This is a genomic window from Shimia isoporae (genome assembly GCF_004346865.1).
GTDB lineage: Bacteria > Pseudomonadota > Alphaproteobacteria > Rhodobacterales > Rhodobacteraceae > Shimia > Shimia isoporae.
The window spans coordinates 1199934-1215632 of the sequence record NZ_SMGR01000001.1 but is presented as its reverse complement, the minus strand read 5'-3'; the positions used below and the strand labels follow the sequence as shown (position 1 = coordinate 1215632).

Here is a 15699-nt window from a genome sequence, read left to right as displayed (position 1 = left end):
CAAAACAAGCCCGGCATCCCCCGGCAAAACAGAACCTGCCGCCTGTAGCTGACGGCACATGACAAGCAATTCATCGGTCGCCGACCTTAGTGCAGCGCGAATAGCCGCCATCTCGTGGTCGAGCGCCAAAGCCAACTTTGGCGGGTAAGTTAGGGTCATAGGTGTTTCATGCCTCTCGAACCGATGTACCTCCTCGGCAAAGGACACGAAGAAAAAGCGGCCTTGGATGATCCAAGGCCGCTTTCGCGTGTCTTCCCAGCATCGTGAATCAACCACACCGCTGATAAGCTATTCAAAGTTGCAAACTATTACCCAACCGCACGATCAATCAGCGGCGAAGGCAACGTCAGTTGTCACTGGCACGTTCCGCTTCAATTTGGCGCCACTTCGCAACATTTGCGTTGTGTTCAGCCAAAGTTTCGGCAAACGCGTGACCGCCCGTGCCATCCGCCACAAAGAAAATGTAAGGCGTTTCATCGGGGTTGGCAGCAGCTTCAAGGCTCGCGCGCCCTGGGTTGGCAATCGGCGTGGGTGGCAAACCTTCAATCACGTATGTGTTCCAAGGTGTAGGGCCGCGCAACTCGCTCTGGCGCAAGCCGCGTCCAAGAACGCCAACGCCCTTTGTCACCCCATAGATCACAGTCGGGTCGGTCTGGAGGCGCATGCCTCGATCCAGACGGTTTGCAAAAACGCTGGCCACTTGACGACGCTCTTCAGGAACGCCGGTTTCCTTTTCGATGATCGACGCAAGAATAAGCAATTCTTCCGGAGAGTTGAGCGGCACTTCCGGCGAACGGGCCTCCCATGCCGCATTCAGCAGCACGTCCTGAGCGGCTTCCATTCGCGCGATCACGCTGGCGCGGGTATCGCCTTCGCTCACCTCATAGCTATCCGGAGCAAGGGTGCCCTCCGCTGGCTGTTCAATCTCTCCGCTCAACAGTTCGATGCCATTTAGCGCGTCCATCACTTGCCAGCTTGTCACGCCTTCAGCGAGAGCAATGCGATAGCGTGTGTCTGCCTCTGCCCTGACTTTATCAAACGCTTCAGGTGTCTCATCCTCAGCTGGGTTGAACTCTGCCACTTCGACAAAGCGGCCCGTCGACGGGTCCAATTCACGCACTTGAACCTGCTTACGGGTTACACCAATGCGATACACAACTTCAGTGCCACAGGTGCTCGCACCGCCACGCGTCACGATATCTACGATCTGCTCCATCGACGCGTTTTCAGGCACAAGAAAGCTGCCAGCCTTCAACTGACTTGTCTTGTCCTGATAGTCGGCGCCGATCCGGAACAGCGCGCCATTTGCAATTGCACCGGCTTGCTCGAGATCTTCTGATACGCGGCCCATGTTCGATCCGGGTTGCACCCGCAGGCACATGGCGTCCGTCAAAGGCCCTTCAGCTCGGTAGGTGGTTTGACCAACCAGTATGACGCCCCCCAACAGGAAAAGCGCCACGATCAACATCGTGACCGCGTTAGAGGCGATGTGACGCCACATCAGTCAACCTTTCCGAAGATCACCGAGGCGTTCGTACCACCAAAACCAAAGCTGTTGGACAGAGCAACGTTGATTTCACGTTCAACTTTCTTGTTTGGCGCAAGATCAATCGGCGTTTCCACCGCTTGATTGTCCAGATTGATGGTCGGCGGAGCAACCTGATCACGGATCGCCAGTATGGAGAAAATTGCTTCGATCGCGCCTGCAGCACCCAAAAGGTGCCCGGTCATCGATTTTGTTGACGACATCGTCACCTTGCTGGCGTGTTCGCCCAACATGCGCTCGACCGCGCCAAGTTCGATGGTGTCCGCCATCGTCGATGTGCCATGCGCGTTGATGTAGTCGATGTCCTTGGGCTCGAGCCCTGCTTTTTTCAACGCCGCCCGCATGGAACGCTCGCCACCCTCGCCTGTCTCGGCTGGTGCGGTGATGTGATAGGCATCGCCGGAAAGCCCGTATCCAAGCACTTCTGCATAAATCTTGGCGCCACGTGCCTTTGCATGCTCGTATTCCTCGAGCACCACAATGCCGGCACCCTCCCCCATCACGAAACCGTCGCGGTCTGCATCATAAGGACGGCTTGCTTTCTGCGGGTCATCTGCATGCTGAGTAGACAGAGCTTTACAGGCGTTAAAGCCTGCGATCCCGATCTCACAGATCGCTGCCTCGCCACCGCCAGCAACCATCACGTCGGCGTCGTCAGAGGCGATAAGTCGGGCAGCATCGCCAATTGCGTGTGCACCGGTCGAGCACGCTGTCACAACAGAGTGGTTCGGGCCTTTGAAACCATACTTGATGCTGACCTGACCAGAGATCAGGTTGATAAGCGCTCCTGGGATAAAGAACGGAGATACACGGCGCGGGCCTTTCTCAGCCATCATCAGCGTGGTGGCTTCGATAGATTGCAGGCCACCAATGCCGGAACCAATCATCACACCGGTACGTTCCAGGGATTCTGTATCTTCAGGCATCCAGCCGGAATCTTCGACAGCCATCTGCGAGGCGGCAAGACCGTAAAGAATAAAGTCATCGACTTTACGGCGTTCTTTAGGCGCCATGAAATCATCTGCATTGAATGTCCCGTCGGTGCCGTCGCCAAGCGGAACTTCACACGCATATTTTGTGGTCACGCGCTCGGGATTGAAGCGGGTGATGGTACCGGCGCCGGACTGACCGTCCAGAATACGAGACCAGCTTTCTTCCACACCGGAAGCCAAAGGAGTGACGAGCCCAAGCCCGGTGACAACAACACGACGCATTTTTCTATGCCCTTCCTCAGAAGTCTTTTCCTGCTCTTACCGCGTATCCGCCGCCATGAGCAATAGTGCGGCAGCGAAACAATCCGGCGCAACACGGCGCGCCCGCTCGCAAGTGGGCTTCGGCCAATGAGCTTTCAACCGCCTATTCCGCCATTTCCCGCCAAAGCAACAATCATTCCGGACAAAAGAAAACGCCCGCTGCGTCTCTCTCGCAACGGGCGTTTATCTGTCCACCCCGGAGTCGGCCGTTCTGACCTACAACCGGGTCTCGGGCTTAGGAAGCTTCCGAGATGAATTTCACAGCGTCGCCGAAGGTCTGGATGGTTTCGGCTGCGTCGTCCGGGATCTCGATGCCGAACTCTTCTTCGAAGGCCATTACCAGTTCCACGGTGTCCAGGCTGTCTGCGCCCAGATCGTCGATGAAGGATGCGGCTTCGACAACTTTGTCTTCTTCAACACCCAGGTGCTCAACAACGATCTTTTTTACGCGGTCTGCGACGTCGCTCATATCAATTCCTCATTCGTATGGGCTTTTGGCCCGTGTTGCTCCCCTACCGGCGTGGCAGGAATGGTACATGCCCTATCAGGGCGGTTTTGGTCCGGCTTACCGGTAAGTCCCCGCATGCCGCAAAGGCACCCGGAGAAATTCTGAGCCGCCTATAGCACATCCGCCTTACGACGCAAACGCTTTCCCCGACGACATCGGCGGCCCCGTTTCCGGTGCCGCCAGCGCTTACAACATGGCCATACCGCCGTTCACATGCAAGGTCGAACCTGTCACATAACCGGCTTCCGGGCTTGCAAGGTACAGTACTGCCGCAGCAATTTCCTCAGCAGACCCCATACGGTTTGCCGGAATCTGCGTGTTGATCTTGTCCTTCTGATCATCTGTGAGCTTGTCAGTCATTGCAGTCGCAATAAAGCCAGGCGCAATCGCATTCGCGGTGATTCCCCGGCTCGCAACCTCATATGCGATGGATTTTGTCATGCCGACCATACCGGCTTTGGATGCCGCATAGTTGACTTGCCCGGGGTTGCCCGTTGCGCCAACAATCGAGCTGATATTGATGATCCGTCCCCAACGGGATTTCATCATCGGGCGCATCACACCGCGGCACAAACGCATGGCACTGGTCAAGTTTACGTCGATCACGCTCTGCCATTCGTCGTCCGACATCCGCATGAAAATTTGGTCGCGTGTAATACCGGCATTGTTGACCAGAATGTCCACGCCACCCATCGCTTCAATCGCCTGCTTGGGCAGCGCATCGACCGCCTCTGGATCGCTAAGATTACACGGCAGCACATGCGCGCGCTCACCCAGTTCCGCCGCCAAAGCTTGCAGTGGTTCAACACGGGTGCCGGAAAGACCAACGGTTGCCCCGGCACCATGAAGTGCTTTGGCGATCGCGCCACCAATGCCACCCGAAGCGCCTGTCACAAGCGCTGTTTTTCCTGTCAGATCAAACATTAATACGTCCCTACTATTTTAGCCGTTCAGTGCCTCGACGGCGGCTTTTACATCATCAGGTGTGCCGACAGCGCGAACGCCGTTGGCGCGATCGATCTTGCGGATCATGCCCGAAAGCGCTTTGCCAGCACCAATTTCCCAAAATTCCGTCACACCTTCAGCGGTCATGTTCATCACTGATTCGCGCCAGCGCACCGAGCCAGTAACCTGTTCGACAAGCAAGTCACGGATCATTGCAGGATCAGTCACAGCTGCTGCGCGAACATTGGCGATTACCGGAACAGCGGGTGTGTCGATGTTCACACCGGCCAGCGCCTCGGCCATTGCATCCGCAGCGGGTTGCATCAAGGCGCAGTGGAACGGTGCGCTGACCGGCAGCATAACCGCCCGCCGCGCTCCTTTTTCCTTGGCGATTTCCGCAGCGCGTTCTACGGCAGCCTTCGCGCCTGAAACGACCACCTGAGTTGGATCGTTGTCATTTGCGGCTTGGCAAACTTCATTCTGCGCGGCTGCTTGTGCTACTTCCTGCACCGCCGCAAAGTCCAATCCCAAAATAGCGGCCATTGCCCCTTCGCCGACCGGTACCGCAGCTTGCATGGCTTCTCCGCGGATCCGCAGCAAACGCGCTGTGTCACCAACGCTCAAAGCTCCCGCAGCAGCCAAGGCGGAGTATTCACCCAACGAATGCCCCGCAACACACGACGCCGCTTCGATTGTAATGCCTTCCGCTTCCAGAGCCTTCATCGCGGCCAGAGAGGTCGCCATAAGTGCAGGTTGCGCGTTTTGCGTGAGCGTCAGCGTTTCCTGATCACCGCCCCAGATCAATCCGCTCAGGCTTTCGCCGAGCGCCTCATCCACCTCATCAAAAACTGCTTTTGCTTGCGGATAGGCTTCGGCCAGTGCCTGCCCCATTCCGATTGTCTGAGCGCCCTGCCCCGGAAATACAAATGCGCGGCTCATTGATGCCTCCTCACTTTTCTTTCGCAGGGAATACCGCGCCCGACCGCATGGTGCAACGCCATTGCTGACCCGACGTCTGCCAATGTGCGCAGCTTCGCACCTGATCTGTGCACAGGCGCCAATTGTTTCCTGCCGCCCGCAGGAACAGTTTCAAGGCACATAAACCCGAGGCCCCAATGTCACGCACAAACACACATCAAACCTATGGCAGCGTTGCCAAAACCTTTCACTGGCTCACGGCCTTGTTCATCCTGTCCGCTCTTGCCCTTGGCTTCATCGCGCATAACGCGGCCTATGAAAACGCAGAACAGCTTGCATTCAAGGCAACGCTCTTCTCTCTGCACAAAACTGTGGGACTAGCGGCCTTTTTCACCGCAGTTCTCCGCATACTATGGGCCTTTACCCAGCCTCGTCCAAAATTGCTGAACGGCAACCACAGGGTCGAATCCCTCGCAGCAGAAACCGCTCACTGGTTGCTTTATGGAGCCATGGTGCTGGTACCGCTCACAGGGTGGATGCACCATGCCTCGACAACAGGCTTCGCCCCGATATGGTGGCCTTTTGGCCAGTCCCTGCCGTTTGTACCGAAAGACCCGGACCTCGCATCCACTCTGGGCGCCCTGCACTATAGCTTTATGATCGTTCTCGTTCTTACGCTTTTGGCTCACATCGGTGGCGCGTTGAAACATGCGATCATCGACAAGGACGACACGCTCGCGCGTATGCTTCCAGGTAGCCACCCCTCGAAACGCCCGCCAAGCGCGCAACCAGGTCATGTAAAACCGGCGACAGCAGCCTTTGCAGTGTGGGTCCTCGTGTTCGCTTTTGGCGTCTACGGACCCCAACAAGAAACGGTCCCGCAATCTTCAGGCATTGAGCTTGCCGAAGTACAATCCGGTTGGGCAGTTGAAAGCGGAACTCTTGGAATCACCGTCTCTCAGTTCGGCAGCGAAGTTTCAGGCAGGTTCGGCAACTGGACAGCAGACATCGATTTTGACGAAGCGCGAGCATCAGACGACTTGGGATCGGTAACTGTCCAGATCGCCGTCGACTCGCTGACCCTCGGGTCCGTCACCGATCAGGCGCTCGGCCCCGACTATCTCAATGCAATGGCACACCCGACCGCGGAATTCACCGCAGCAATCAGTACTCTGGAGACGTCGTACGTGGCGAAAGGCAATCTCACCCTGAATGGGCAAAGCGTTCCGCTCGACTTGCCATTTGATCTCGAAATCGCCGGCGACAAAGCCACAATGTCAGGTGAACTTGTCCTCGACCGGCGCGCGTTCCACGTCGGAGACAGCATGACCGATGAAAGCTCTCTTGGATTTTCAGTCACCGTGAGCATTGCTCTCACAGCAAATCGCGGCGCGTCCAACGACAACCTGCTCAACTGATCACAAAAGACACGAAGACCGCCCTCCCTGGTCGGTCTTCGTGTCTGGACTTCCTCAATTTACTTGCTGAAGCGCTTGTGCTCCGCTCTTCCAGAGCCGCTCGGCTCTGATTATTTTTTTTCAGGAGTTTTCAAACATGCGCGCAGTGACGATTACATTTGTAGGCGACGGGTCGGACGAAGTTGCTCAGGCATTTTACACCTACTTCGTCGATGGCGGCCTTGAGGATCAGGTAATTGACGTCCTTACCGACAACACTTCACCGAATATCGAGGTCGAAGGGCTTATTGATATTAACAACGACACGCTCGACATCGCTATCCTCAGCAAGTCCACCGACAACAAATAAAGAAAACAAAAAAGGCCGCCCTCACTGGGCGGCCTTTCAAAGATCATGGGATCTGTCTTTATTCGGCTTTCATTGCTTCCAGCGAAATCTGAACCTGAACTTCGTCGCCTACGAAAGGTGCAAAGGCACCGACTTCAAAGTCTGTACGCTTCACAGTTGTTGTTGCATTGAACCCGGCCCATGGCTTCTTCGCCATAGGATGCTCCCCAGCAGCATTCAATTGCGCGTCCAGCACAACAGATTTGGTGACACCATTCATAGTGAGGTCGCCAGTAATCAAGGCAGTTTGCTCGCCTGTGACTTCGATGCCGGTGGAGACAAAAGTCACGAGCTCGCCTTCAGCAGCACCAAAGAAATCATCGCTCATCAAATGCGCCTCACGCTCCTCCCAACCGGTGAACATGGACATCAGCGGCATGGACACGTTTACAGAGCTGGCAGCAGGGTCTTCCTGATCAAACATGATCTCACCCTCAAACCCCGAGAACATGCCCCAAGTCGTGGAGTAGCCGAGGTGGTTGTAGGAAAAGAGAACTTGGCTGTGGGACGCATCAAGGATGTATTTTTCAGGCGCTGCGACGGCAGTAGTTGCAGCAAGTGCGAGGCCAGCGGCCAAAAGGGTGCGTTTCATTCTTAGTCTCCAAGACGTGGATTTGAATTGTGATGAGTTCAAATTGCGCACCCTGCGAAATTCCTCAACTCCAAGCAAAAAAACAACTTATGTGCGATCATGCACACAATCAAACGCCAAGAAAAAAGGCCCGCACAATGCGGACCTTTCCAGCGACTTTATGATGTTCAATGGCACGTCACATCGGAAAGATTGCCTGACTGCGCAACTGCGCCACGGCATCGAGCCGTGCGTGCTCTCCGTCCAACTGCAACGACACCAGCGTCTTGCCGCACTCTCCGCTCACTTCAAGCTTCCTGTCGGTGATGTCGACACGCGCGATGTCTTCATAGTTGATAGTCTGAGTGACATGCATGCGTTCGCGCGGCAGGCTTTCAAGAACAAGCAACTGGCGATTACGCGCGTCAAAATGCAATTCCTTGCGCGGTTTCTCAGTGGCGATCTGCGTCATGCCGACACCGGCAGTCACCATCAGGATCGACAAGCCCATTTTGGCCAGAAGAACGTAAGGTGTCATGTCCAAACCGGGCACCAACCAAAGGCCGACGCCGGCCCAAATAAAGGTGAACCCGAAAAACACCGAGGCCGCGCGCACACCAAATGGCTGTGCCTTGCCTTCTACAGTCGCGACCCGCGACCGGGCTTCTTCCATGAAATTGGACAGAGCTATCATTTTTTGAACTCCCGCTTCTACTGGGATACCGCTTTGCAAACACACTGGTTAGGAAATCGGGCGAGATTGGGGCACGTTCTGGAAATCACCGTGCCAAAACGATAAAACCGCGACATGCCCACGCCCCTGGAAAACAAGGGAGGTAATGGGTTGCACTTGCGCCAGTTTCCGCTATACGTCGCGCTCCTTCGCAAATATCTGAACCGCGCAGTCTCTCGTGGGTGGGGTGCGAAGGACACGATTGCCCCGCTCTTTGAAATGCGCCTGTAAATGAATGGAGAGCACATGCCGCTGTATGAGCATGTTTTCATCTCGCGCCAGGACCTGTCCAACGCGCAAGCAGAGAGCCTCGTTGAACACTTCAGCACCGTTCTGACCGATAATGGCGGTTCCGTTATCGACTCCGAATACTGGGGCGTCAAAACGATGGCCTACAAGATCAACAAAAACCGCAAGGGCCACTACGCCTTCCTGAAAACTGACGCACCCGCGCCGGCCGTTCAGGAAATGGAACGCCTGATGCGCCTGCACGACGACGTGATGCGCGTTCTGACCATCAAGGTCGACGATCACGCCGAGGGCCCTTCGGTCCAGATGCAGAAACGTGACGAACGTGGCGACCGCCGCGAACGCCGCTCCTGATCGCTTGAAGAAAGGACACTAAGTCATGGCTGCAAAACCGTTTTTCCGCCGTCGTAAAGTATGCCCCTTCTCGGGCGACAACGCGCCGAAGATCGACTACAAAGACACCAAGCTGCTGCAACGCTACATCTCTGAGCGTGGCAAGATCGTGCCTTCGCGCATCACCGCAGTTTCGGCCAAGAAACAGCGTGAACTGGCTCGTGCCATCAAGCGCGCCCGTTTCCTCGCCCTGCTGCCCTACGCTGTGAAGTAAGGAGACCTGACAGATGCAAGTTATCCTTCTCGAACGTGTTGCCAAGCTCGGCCAAATGGGTGACGTCGTTGACGTAAAACCCGGCTACGCACGCAACTTCCTGCTGCCGCAGGGCAAAGCTCTGACCGCTTCCGACGCCAATGTGGCATCTTTCGAAGCGCAAAAAGCTCAGCTTGAAGCACGCAACCTCGAAACCAAAAAAGAAGCCGAAGCACTGGCAGAGAAACTCGATGGCGAACAGTTCATCGTGATTCGCTCCGCCTCCGATGCTGGCGCTCTCTACGGCTCTGTTACTCCGCGTGACGCGGCAGAAGCAGCAACCGAAGCAGGTTTCACTGTGGACAAGAAACAGATTGTTCTGGCCAAGCCGATCAAAGATCTGGGCCTGCATGCTGTTCACGTTCTGCTGCACCCTGAAGTGGACGTAACAATCCACCTCAATGTTGCCCGCTCCGAAGAGGAAGCAGAACTGCAAGCGTCCGGCAAGTCCATTCAGGAACTGGCCGCAGAAGCAGAAGCGGAAGCAGAATTCGAAATCGCAGAATTGTTTGACGATATCGGTGCTGCCGCGTCCGACGACGACGAGCTCGTCGAAGACGCTCCTGCAGAAGAAGCACCTGCGGAAGAAGAAGAGAAGTAAACTCTTCCTCTCAGCAAAAAATCGCAGGCCGCGCCCCTTAATTGGGACGCGGCCTTTTCTTTTGTGCAGGTTCGGCCAAACTTGGATGACGCACCCTCTCAAAGGAATCCTTATGCCCAGCCTGTCCCGCCGACGTTTCATTGTTATTTTGGGCGCCCTGCCCATCGCTGCTTGCGGCACTCCGGAACCGGCCTCCTTTGACCCACCGCTTTACCCCAACGAAACGCCGGAACTTCGCGCCCTCATCAACAAGTGGGCCGACCACTACGAAGTCCCCCGTGACCTTGTGCATAGGGTGATAATCCGGGAAAGCACCCACCGTCCTTGGGCAACCAACGGCCCCAACATCGGCCTGATGCAAATCCAGTTACCAACTGCCCGCGGCATGGGCTATTCCGGCGACCGCGCGGGTCTACTCGATGCCGAAACCAATCTGACCTACGCCGTAAAATATCTCCGCGGCGCACTTCTTGTGGCCGAGGGCAACTACGATCGGGCGGTGTTCCTTTACGCCAAGGGATACTATCCAGAAGCCAAGCGCGCAGGTCTGCTCAAGGAAACCGGCCTCGCCCCCTAGGACAATGACAGGCAGGCAGCCGCCCGCTTTCTGCAAAAACCTTGTGGCAACAGAGGCTTATTCTTAGACTGGCTTCAGTGCAACATAACCGGAGTCCTAAATGGCCACGTCCAGCGATGCCACACTTCACCCGATGGCCCCGCATTTCATCCCGTCCTGGATGCCGAATGCAGACGGATCGGACCCGTTTCTTATGGCCATGGCCGTCTTGGTGGTCCTGCTTGTCCTCGGGGCCGGTGTCTTTTACCTGACCATGCACGCCCTGCCCGAGCAGATGGCACACGGCGTCGGCAGCACCCAAATTCAGATCATCAGCATTCTGGCCCTGCTCGCGCTCTTCACCCACAACAATGCGTTCTGGATCTTGGCGTTGCTTCTCGCGGCGATCAACCTGCCGGACTTCCTTACGCCGTTGCAACGCATTTCAAATGCCCTTGACCGCGCCACGGGCTCAACCGAGCCCCCCTTCGAGATGCAGACAAACTATCCCCATCACGAAGCGCCGGAAGCCGCTGCGACACAGACTGAGGCAGCGCCCAAATACGCTGAATCTTCTGAAGCACCGACCAAGGAGGGCTAACACATGATTGAGTTTTTCCTCTGTTCGCTGCTCACGATCCTGCCAGACTTCCTGTTCCGTCGATACCGACAGGGCAAACGCTGGGGACAGGAGCTGACCATTTTCACCATGTGGTACGAACTGCGCTGGGGCATCACATCATGCCTGATCCTTACGATCAGCCTGATCACCGCAATTTTCTACTACCACCCGTCGACGACCAACGTGATCAACTACTTCCGCGCCATCACAGTTATGCCGGAAGCGCTTGGCCGCGTTGAAGAAGTCTATGTGCGCAACGGTGATTTCGTGAAAGCAGGAGACCGCCTCTTCAAACTCGACGCTGAAAAGCCCGAAGCCGCGGCCGCCACGGCCCGTGCGAGCATTCTGGAAATCGATGCGGCAATCGCCGTTGCCGCATCCGAACTCGATAGCGCTGAGGCCAGGGTCGATCAGGCCGAAGCTGCGCTGGAGCAGACCAAAGACGAATTCGAACGCACCAACACGCTATTTGAACGAGGCTCTTCCGCGGTTTCGGAACGTGAAGTGGAACGGCTCATCAACCTGATGGACCAAAGAGAGGCCGCCGTCGAAGCCTCAGAAGCCGGTTTGAAGGCCGTAGAGGACAAGATTGCCGTCCAACTGCCTGCCCAACGCGCCAGCGCCGAAGCCCGCCTAAAAGAGGCCGAAACCGCCATCTCAAAAACGGTGGTATATGCGAGCGTTGACGGACACGTTGAACAGTTTGGCTTGTTCAAGGGAGACATTGTAAATCCGTTTGTGCGCCCAGCCGGTGTACTTGTACCAAAGGATTCCGGCGAAAACCGGTTCCAGGCCGGCTTTGGACAACTGACAGGCCCAGTCCTTCACGAAGGCATGCTCGCAGAGATCACCTGTTTCTCACGTCCCTTCAAGATTTACCCGATGGTCATCACGCAAATTCAAGATGTGATTCCAACCGGTCAGTTCCGTGCACAGGAACAACTGATTGATCCAGCTCTCTCACCACGCCCTGGGTCTATCATTGCCATCCTGGAACCACTCTATCCCGAACAGACGGAATTGATCCCACCCGGCTCAAAGTGCGTGGCAAACGCCTACACCAACAACCATGACAAACTGGACGACCCCAACCTGTCGTCAACACAAAAACTGGTTCTACACGCAGTCGACGCAGTTGGCCTCGTGCACGCCGCCATCCTGCGACTGCAGACACTTTTGATGCCGGTCCAGACACTGGTTCTCAGCGGTCACTGAGGCCGATTCACTGGCAAAACGAAACCGGTGCTTTATTGGCGCCGGTTTGTCTCTTTCAATCTCCAAAATTTCCGCCCAATGGGATCGGAGCCATCCTGATCAATCTGCTGTCTTCCACAGCTGCCTGACGGTGCGGCATCGCCTTTCGGTATTCCGGATCGCCCAGCATGTCGACGAAGGCCTGCGGATTGGGGTATTCGGCAATAAAACACAGGTCCCATGTTTCCTCACTTGGCCCGATAACCACCAATTCCTGTGCCCCGCGCCACACGATCTTGCCGCCAAGCCTCTGAAACACCGGGGCGCTTTCCTTGCCATATGCGGCATAGGCTTCCTTACCACTCATCTCTCGTCCGTCGTCGTACTCCGCTTTCGCACGCAACTTCACCAAGTTCAGCATATGGATAGGCCCCTCCCGATCCATCGCCTTAAAAGCCTCAAACGTCTCGCGGTCAAAAGCCTTATGTCCCATGTCGCTCTCCTCCTGTTCTTCACAGGCTCGGCGTTCCTTGTGCCGGTCGTCAACCGGAACGCACCGTAACAACTTGGCAAAACGGAAAAAGGCCGCCCCGACAGGGACGGCCTTTCGCAAATTCTTTGCGGCGTAGGAGACTTATTCGTCGTCCAGAGATTCCACCGCTTTCTGCAATGCGTCTTTGTCGACTTCCTTCTCGGCGACTTCTGCCAGTTCGAGAACATAGTCCACAACTTTGTCTTCAAAGATCGGCGCGCGCAGTTGCTGCTGCATCTGTGCGTTCTGCTGCACGAACTCGAAGAACTGACGTTCCTGACCAGGGTACTGACGTGCCTGATTCATGATCGCCTGTGTCATTTCCGCGTCGGTCACTTCAACCTCTGCTTTTTGACCAAGTTCCGCCAACAGCAGACCCAGACGCACGCGGCGCTCTGCCAGCGTGTTGTGTTCGTCAGTCGGCTCGATGGTGTCGTGGTCGTGACCTTCGACTTCAGGGTTTTCTTCATGCCACAACTGGTGTGCAATCTGGCCCGCTTCCGCTTCTACCAGAGACGGCGGCAGGTCGAAGGATACCAACTTGTCGAGTTCATCCAGAAGCGCGCGCTTGGTTACGGCACGTGCCGCTCCCGCATATTCCGCTTCCAAACGCTCGGACACCTGAGTCTTGAGACCAGCGAGGTCCTCAGCACCGAATTTTTGCGCCAGATCGTCGTTGATTTCTGCTGCAACCGGCTCTTTCACCTCTTTGATAGTGCAAGAGAACACGGCTTCTTTGCCAGCAAGGTTCTCGGCGCCATAATCATCGGGGAAAGACACGGTTACGTCTTTCTCTTCTTCGGCTTTCACGCCAACCAGCTGCTCTTCAAAGCCGGGGATGAACTGGCCGGAACCCAGCACCAGCGGGAAGTCCTCGCCTGCGCCACCGTCAAATGCTTCACCGTCGATGCGGCCAACGAAGTCCATGACAACCTGATCGCCGTCTTTCGCTTTGGAACCTTTGCGACGCGCTTTGAAGTCCTGCGCTGTCTCTGCGAGGTTGCCAAGTGCTTCTTCTACAGCCGCGTCATCGGCCTTCACTACCAGCTTCTCGAGCTTGATACCCTTCAGGTCAACTTCCGGAATTTCCGGCAGTGCTTCATAGGACATATCCACTTCGACGTCAGAACCGGGTTTCCATTCTTCGCCGTTTTTCATTTCGACTTTCGGCTGCAACGCAGGGCGGTCGCCGGAGTCTTCGAAGTGCTTGTTCATCGCACCGTCGATGGCTTCCTGCATTGCTTCACCCAGCAGACGCTCGCCGAACTGCTTGCGAAGAAGCGGCATCGGCACTTTACCTTTGCGGAAACCTTTCATTTCGATTTCCGGCTGCGCTTCAACCAGCTTTTCGTTTACTTTCTCGTCCAGCTCCGCTGCGGTCACAACGATGTTGTAGCCGCGCTTCAGACCTTCGTTCAGCGTCTCGGTGACCTGCATCAGGATACCCCATAAGTAGCGGTGCGCGGGACTCGCCCGCGCACGGTCAAAAAAAATCTGGCCTCTTCTAGTTGGCCCAGAGCAGCGGCGCAAGGGCAAAGGCTGTAAAAAGAAGCCCGCCCGACGCGTTCTGCGCCGAGCGGGCCATGTCATCAATCAATTGAGGGCGGTATTACCAGAACCAGCGTCCGCCAAGTCCCCAAACACCAATGTTTTCATAGCTGGTGCCCGCGACATCGTAGCTGTGCTGACGATAGGACAGATACAGCTCCATATTCGCGTTCTCGACCACCTGGGTGCCTTGAATACCCCAAGTGAAACTGTCGTCTCCCGCGGACACATAGTCACCGCCCCAGAAGAAGTCAGCCGAAAGCCGGGTTTCGCCCCACGCCATCCAATCCCGGCGAATACCGAGTTTCGTGTAGATATAGTTGCTACCCAAGCCGCTATTGTCGCGCCAGCCTGCGGCGATGGTGCCGTTTACGCCACTATCAAGATGCAACGCGCTGAACGACCCGACGACGCTGTTGTTATCGGGGTTACCGTTCTGGCCATCGACCCAAGCCGCACCCAGACGACCGGCATATTTCATGCCGCCGTTCTCGCTCGCATACCAAAGGGCGATGTCATAGTTCAGATCGTCATTGCCACTGGTCAGGATATTCTCGCCAACCGACGCGCCAACAAAGAAGCCTCCGCCAAATGTCGGAGAGTCATACCGCAAACGACCAAGACGGGCACCGTCGAAATCCGCGAAGGTGGAGCCAACCGTCGGACCTGGCGTACCAGTTCCGGTTTGCCGGAAAGCGTAACCGGCTGAAATATCCGAGATCGAGCGTGTCGAAATGAAGTCGTTGCCCGACAGGTCGGCGCCGGCGATGCTGTCCGTCGCCATACTACCCTGACCGACGTAGACCTTGCCGAAGTTTCCTTCGTAAATGAATTCAACCTTACGCAGACTGCCGCGAGAGTAGTTGAAGAAATTCGGATCAGGGTCGATCTGGCTCAAGTTTGATGCTTGGCGAATACCAAGTGCCGTCTCGAAATTGAATTTCAGAGTGCCAGCGCCGACGGCGTTCTCCCACCAAAAGCCCAAGCGGCTTGGTGCGTTGGAGTTGTCGGCAAGCTGTGTATTGGTGGTAAATCCGTCATCCACGCCTGCGACGACAAGGTTAAAGAATCCGTAGAAGCGTGCATTGTTGTCCTGAGCTGCCGCAGGCAGCGCCAACATGGAAAACGCAAAGGCGGCCGCCCCTCCGTTCGCATACCGCAGAATAGACCTTCGCATATCACATTCTCCTGAAAATTTTGCCTTAAAGTAGTCAAAGGTTAACGTCCTATGCTTCGGACGTCAAAACGGGAAATCCGCATTTTCTGAGACAAACTGTCCGAGGAACAGCAACACCCGAAAATTGCGCCTTTTTCGCAACGCAAAGTCGGTCTAGTTACTATAGGCTCAGCGGTTCCAACGGCTGGCAGCATGAGGCCGCAGTATTGCCGCTAAAAGCGCTGGACAGAACCTCGTCACATTGCAATCCTGCGAAAACTGAGGATGGACGAACAGATAATTGGATATCAAATC

The 15699-nt window shown here is 55.9% G+C and carries 19 protein-coding genes; 9 read left to right on the top strand and 10 right to left on the bottom strand.

All coding sequences use genetic code 11. The features are described 5' to 3' along the window. Positions 1 to 346: 346 nt before the first annotated feature. From mltG to fabD, 5 genes are all read right to left on the bottom strand, one after another. Positions 347 to 1501: an endolytic transglycosylase MltG gene (mltG, locus tag BXY66_RS05985; RefSeq protein ID WP_132859241.1), complete on the bottom strand. Its 1155-nt coding sequence runs from the start codon at positions 1499 to 1501 to the stop codon at positions 347 to 349. Then, positions 1501 to 2760, bottom strand: a complete 1260-nt coding sequence (gene fabF, locus BXY66_RS05980) for a beta-ketoacyl-ACP synthase II (RefSeq protein ID WP_132859240.1) — start codon at positions 2758 to 2760, stop codon at positions 1501 to 1503. The genes mltG and fabF overlap by 1 nt, the downstream gene beginning before the upstream one ends. Before the next feature lie 274 nt (positions 2761 to 3034). Further along, positions 3035 to 3268: an acyl carrier protein gene (locus tag BXY66_RS05975; protein WP_058240599.1), complete on the bottom strand. Its 234-nt coding sequence runs from the start codon at positions 3266 to 3268 to the stop codon at positions 3035 to 3037. 225 nt (positions 3269 to 3493) lie between these two features. Then, a complete protein-coding gene (gene fabG, locus BXY66_RS05970; RefSeq protein ID WP_132859239.1) occupies positions 3494 to 4231 on the bottom strand; it encodes a 3-oxoacyl-[acyl-carrier-protein] reductase in 738 nt (245 codons plus the stop codon). Between the two features lie 18 nt (positions 4232 to 4249). Then, the gene (fabD, locus tag BXY66_RS05965; RefSeq protein ID WP_132859238.1) at positions 4250 to 5191 is read right to left on the bottom strand and encodes an ACP S-malonyltransferase; all 942 of its coding nucleotides are present in this window, start codon (positions 5189 to 5191) and stop codon (positions 4250 to 4252) included. Positions 5192 to 5367: 176 nt separating this feature from the next. On the opposite strand from fabD, the gene BXY66_RS05960 reads away from it, so the two are divergent. Both BXY66_RS05960 and BXY66_RS05955 read left to right on the top strand, forming a co-directional pair. Then, positions 5368 to 6588: a cytochrome b/b6 domain-containing protein gene (locus BXY66_RS05960; protein ID WP_132859237.1), complete on the top strand. Its 1221-nt coding sequence runs from the start codon at positions 5368 to 5370 to the stop codon at positions 6586 to 6588. A 136-nt stretch (positions 6589 to 6724) separates the two neighbouring features. Then, positions 6725 to 6937 carry a hypothetical protein gene (locus BXY66_RS05955; RefSeq protein WP_132859236.1) on the top strand — a complete coding sequence of 71 codons (213 nt, stop codon included), beginning with the start codon at positions 6725 to 6727 and terminating at the stop codon, positions 6935 to 6937. A gap of 58 nt (positions 6938 to 6995) precedes the next feature. Here the strand turns inward: BXY66_RS05955 and BXY66_RS05950 are convergent, their stop codons facing one another. Further along, positions 6996 to 7568, bottom strand: coding sequence for a YceI family protein (locus tag BXY66_RS05950; RefSeq protein WP_132859235.1), 573 nt, complete (start codon positions 7566 to 7568; stop codon positions 6996 to 6998). 178 nt (positions 7569 to 7746) lie between these two features. Next, a complete protein-coding gene (locus BXY66_RS05945; RefSeq protein ID WP_132859234.1) occupies positions 7747 to 8241 on the bottom strand; it encodes a hypothetical protein in 495 nt (164 codons plus the stop codon). A gap of 114 nt (positions 8242 to 8355) precedes the next feature. Between BXY66_RS05945 and BXY66_RS20405 the strand changes: the two genes are divergently transcribed. The 7 genes from BXY66_RS20405 to BXY66_RS05915 all read left to right on the top strand — a co-directional run bounded on the left by BXY66_RS20405 (position 8356) and on the right by BXY66_RS05915 (position 12169). Further along, on the top strand, positions 8356 to 8511 hold the full coding sequence (locus BXY66_RS20405) for a hypothetical protein (RefSeq protein WP_165929111.1): 156 nt from the start codon (positions 8356 to 8358) through the stop codon (positions 8509 to 8511). Positions 8512 to 8526: 15 nt separating this feature from the next. Beyond that, positions 8527 to 8883 (top strand): 30S ribosomal protein S6, encoded by a 357-nt coding sequence (gene rpsF, locus BXY66_RS05940; protein WP_132859233.1) that lies wholly within the window; start codon positions 8527 to 8529, stop codon positions 8881 to 8883. Positions 8884 to 8908: 25 nt separating this feature from the next. Continuing rightward, on the top strand, positions 8909 to 9136 hold the full coding sequence (gene rpsR / locus BXY66_RS05935) for a 30S ribosomal protein S18 (RefSeq protein ID WP_008328567.1): 228 nt from the start codon (positions 8909 to 8911) through the stop codon (positions 9134 to 9136). Positions 9137 to 9149: 13 nt separating this feature from the next. Next, complete coding sequence (rplI, locus tag BXY66_RS05930; protein WP_132859232.1) at positions 9150 to 9776, top strand: 50S ribosomal protein L9; 627 nt, start codon at positions 9150 to 9152, stop codon at positions 9774 to 9776. Between the two features lie 112 nt (positions 9777 to 9888). Beyond that, a complete protein-coding gene (locus BXY66_RS05925) occupies positions 9889 to 10353 on the top strand; it encodes a lytic transglycosylase domain-containing protein (RefSeq protein WP_132859231.1) in 465 nt (154 codons plus the stop codon). Positions 10354 to 10453: 100 nt separating this feature from the next. Next, positions 10454 to 10933: a hypothetical protein gene (locus tag BXY66_RS05920; protein ID WP_132859230.1), complete on the top strand. Its 480-nt coding sequence runs from the start codon at positions 10454 to 10456 to the stop codon at positions 10931 to 10933. 3 nt (positions 10934 to 10936) lie between these two features. Then, a complete protein-coding gene (locus BXY66_RS05915) occupies positions 10937 to 12169 on the top strand; it encodes an HlyD family secretion protein (protein ID WP_132859229.1) in 1233 nt (410 codons plus the stop codon). Positions 12170 to 12224: 55 nt separating this feature from the next. Here BXY66_RS05915 and BXY66_RS05910 read toward each other — a convergent pair whose 3' ends face one another. The 3 genes from BXY66_RS05910 to BXY66_RS05900 form a co-directional block, all read right to left on the bottom strand. Continuing rightward, complete coding sequence (locus tag BXY66_RS05910) at positions 12225 to 12641, bottom strand: DUF1330 domain-containing protein (protein WP_132859228.1); 417 nt, start codon at positions 12639 to 12641, stop codon at positions 12225 to 12227. A gap of 141 nt (positions 12642 to 12782) precedes the next feature. After that, positions 12783 to 14117 carry a trigger factor gene (gene tig / locus BXY66_RS05905; protein WP_132859227.1) on the bottom strand — a complete coding sequence of 445 codons (1335 nt, stop codon included), beginning with the start codon at positions 14115 to 14117 and terminating at the stop codon, positions 12783 to 12785. Positions 14118 to 14289: 172 nt separating this feature from the next. Then, on the bottom strand, positions 14290 to 15405 hold the full coding sequence (locus BXY66_RS05900) for a porin (RefSeq protein WP_132859226.1): 1116 nt from the start codon (positions 15403 to 15405) through the stop codon (positions 14290 to 14292). Between the last annotated feature and the right edge of the window lie 294 nt (positions 15406 to 15699).

What these genes read in the sequence shown, in the direction of transcription:
- BXY66_RS05955 (WP_132859236.1), top strand. Translation starts at nt 6,725, where the DNA reads ATGCGCGCAGTGACGATTACATTTGTAGGCGACGGGTCGGACGAAGTT.
- BXY66_RS05960 (WP_132859237.1), top strand. Translation starts at nt 5,368, where the DNA reads ATGTCACGCACAAACACACATCAAACCTATGGCAGCGTTGCCAAAACC.
- BXY66_RS05945 (WP_132859234.1), bottom strand. Translation starts at nt 8,241, where the DNA reads ATGATAGCTCTGTCCAATTTCATGGAAGAAGCCCGGTCGCGGGTCGCG.
- BXY66_RS05900 (WP_132859226.1), bottom strand. Translation starts at nt 15,405, where the DNA reads ATGCGAAGGTCTATTCTGCGGTATGCGAACGGAGGGGCGGCCGCCTTT.
- rplI (WP_132859232.1), top strand. Translation starts at nt 9,150, where the DNA reads ATGCAAGTTATCCTTCTCGAACGTGTTGCCAAGCTCGGCCAAATGGGT.
- fabF (WP_132859240.1), bottom strand. Translation starts at nt 2,760, where the DNA reads ATGCGTCGTGTTGTTGTCACCGGGCTTGGGCTCGTCACTCCTTTGGCT.
- BXY66_RS05925 (WP_132859231.1), top strand. Translation starts at nt 9,889, where the DNA reads ATGCCCAGCCTGTCCCGCCGACGTTTCATTGTTATTTTGGGCGCCCTG.
- rpsR (WP_008328567.1), top strand. Translation starts at nt 8,909, where the DNA reads ATGGCTGCAAAACCGTTTTTCCGCCGTCGTAAAGTATGCCCCTTCTCG.
- tig (WP_132859227.1), bottom strand. Translation starts at nt 14,117, where the DNA reads ATGCAGGTCACCGAGACGCTGAACGAAGGTCTGAAGCGCGGCTACAAC.
- fabD (WP_132859238.1), bottom strand. Translation starts at nt 5,191, where the DNA reads ATGAGCCGCGCATTTGTATTTCCGGGGCAGGGCGCTCAGACAATCGGA.
- BXY66_RS05920 (WP_132859230.1), top strand. Translation starts at nt 10,454, where the DNA reads ATGGCCACGTCCAGCGATGCCACACTTCACCCGATGGCCCCGCATTTC.
- BXY66_RS05950 (WP_132859235.1), bottom strand. Translation starts at nt 7,568, where the DNA reads ATGAAACGCACCCTTTTGGCCGCTGGCCTCGCACTTGCTGCAACTACT.
- BXY66_RS05975 (WP_058240599.1), bottom strand. Translation starts at nt 3,268, where the DNA reads ATGAGCGACGTCGCAGACCGCGTAAAAAAGATCGTTGTTGAGCACCTG.
- BXY66_RS05915 (WP_132859229.1), top strand. Translation starts at nt 10,937, where the DNA reads ATGATTGAGTTTTTCCTCTGTTCGCTGCTCACGATCCTGCCAGACTTC.
- BXY66_RS20405 (WP_165929111.1), top strand. Translation starts at nt 8,356, where the DNA reads ATGCCCACGCCCCTGGAAAACAAGGGAGGTAATGGGTTGCACTTGCGC.
- mltG (WP_132859241.1), bottom strand. Translation starts at nt 1,501, where the DNA reads ATGTGGCGTCACATCGCCTCTAACGCGGTCACGATGTTGATCGTGGCG.
- rpsF (WP_132859233.1), top strand. Translation starts at nt 8,527, where the DNA reads ATGCCGCTGTATGAGCATGTTTTCATCTCGCGCCAGGACCTGTCCAAC.
- BXY66_RS05910 (WP_132859228.1), bottom strand. Translation starts at nt 12,641, where the DNA reads ATGGGACATAAGGCTTTTGACCGCGAGACGTTTGAGGCTTTTAAGGCG.
- fabG (WP_132859239.1), bottom strand. Translation starts at nt 4,231, where the DNA reads ATGTTTGATCTGACAGGAAAAACAGCGCTTGTGACAGGCGCTTCGGGT.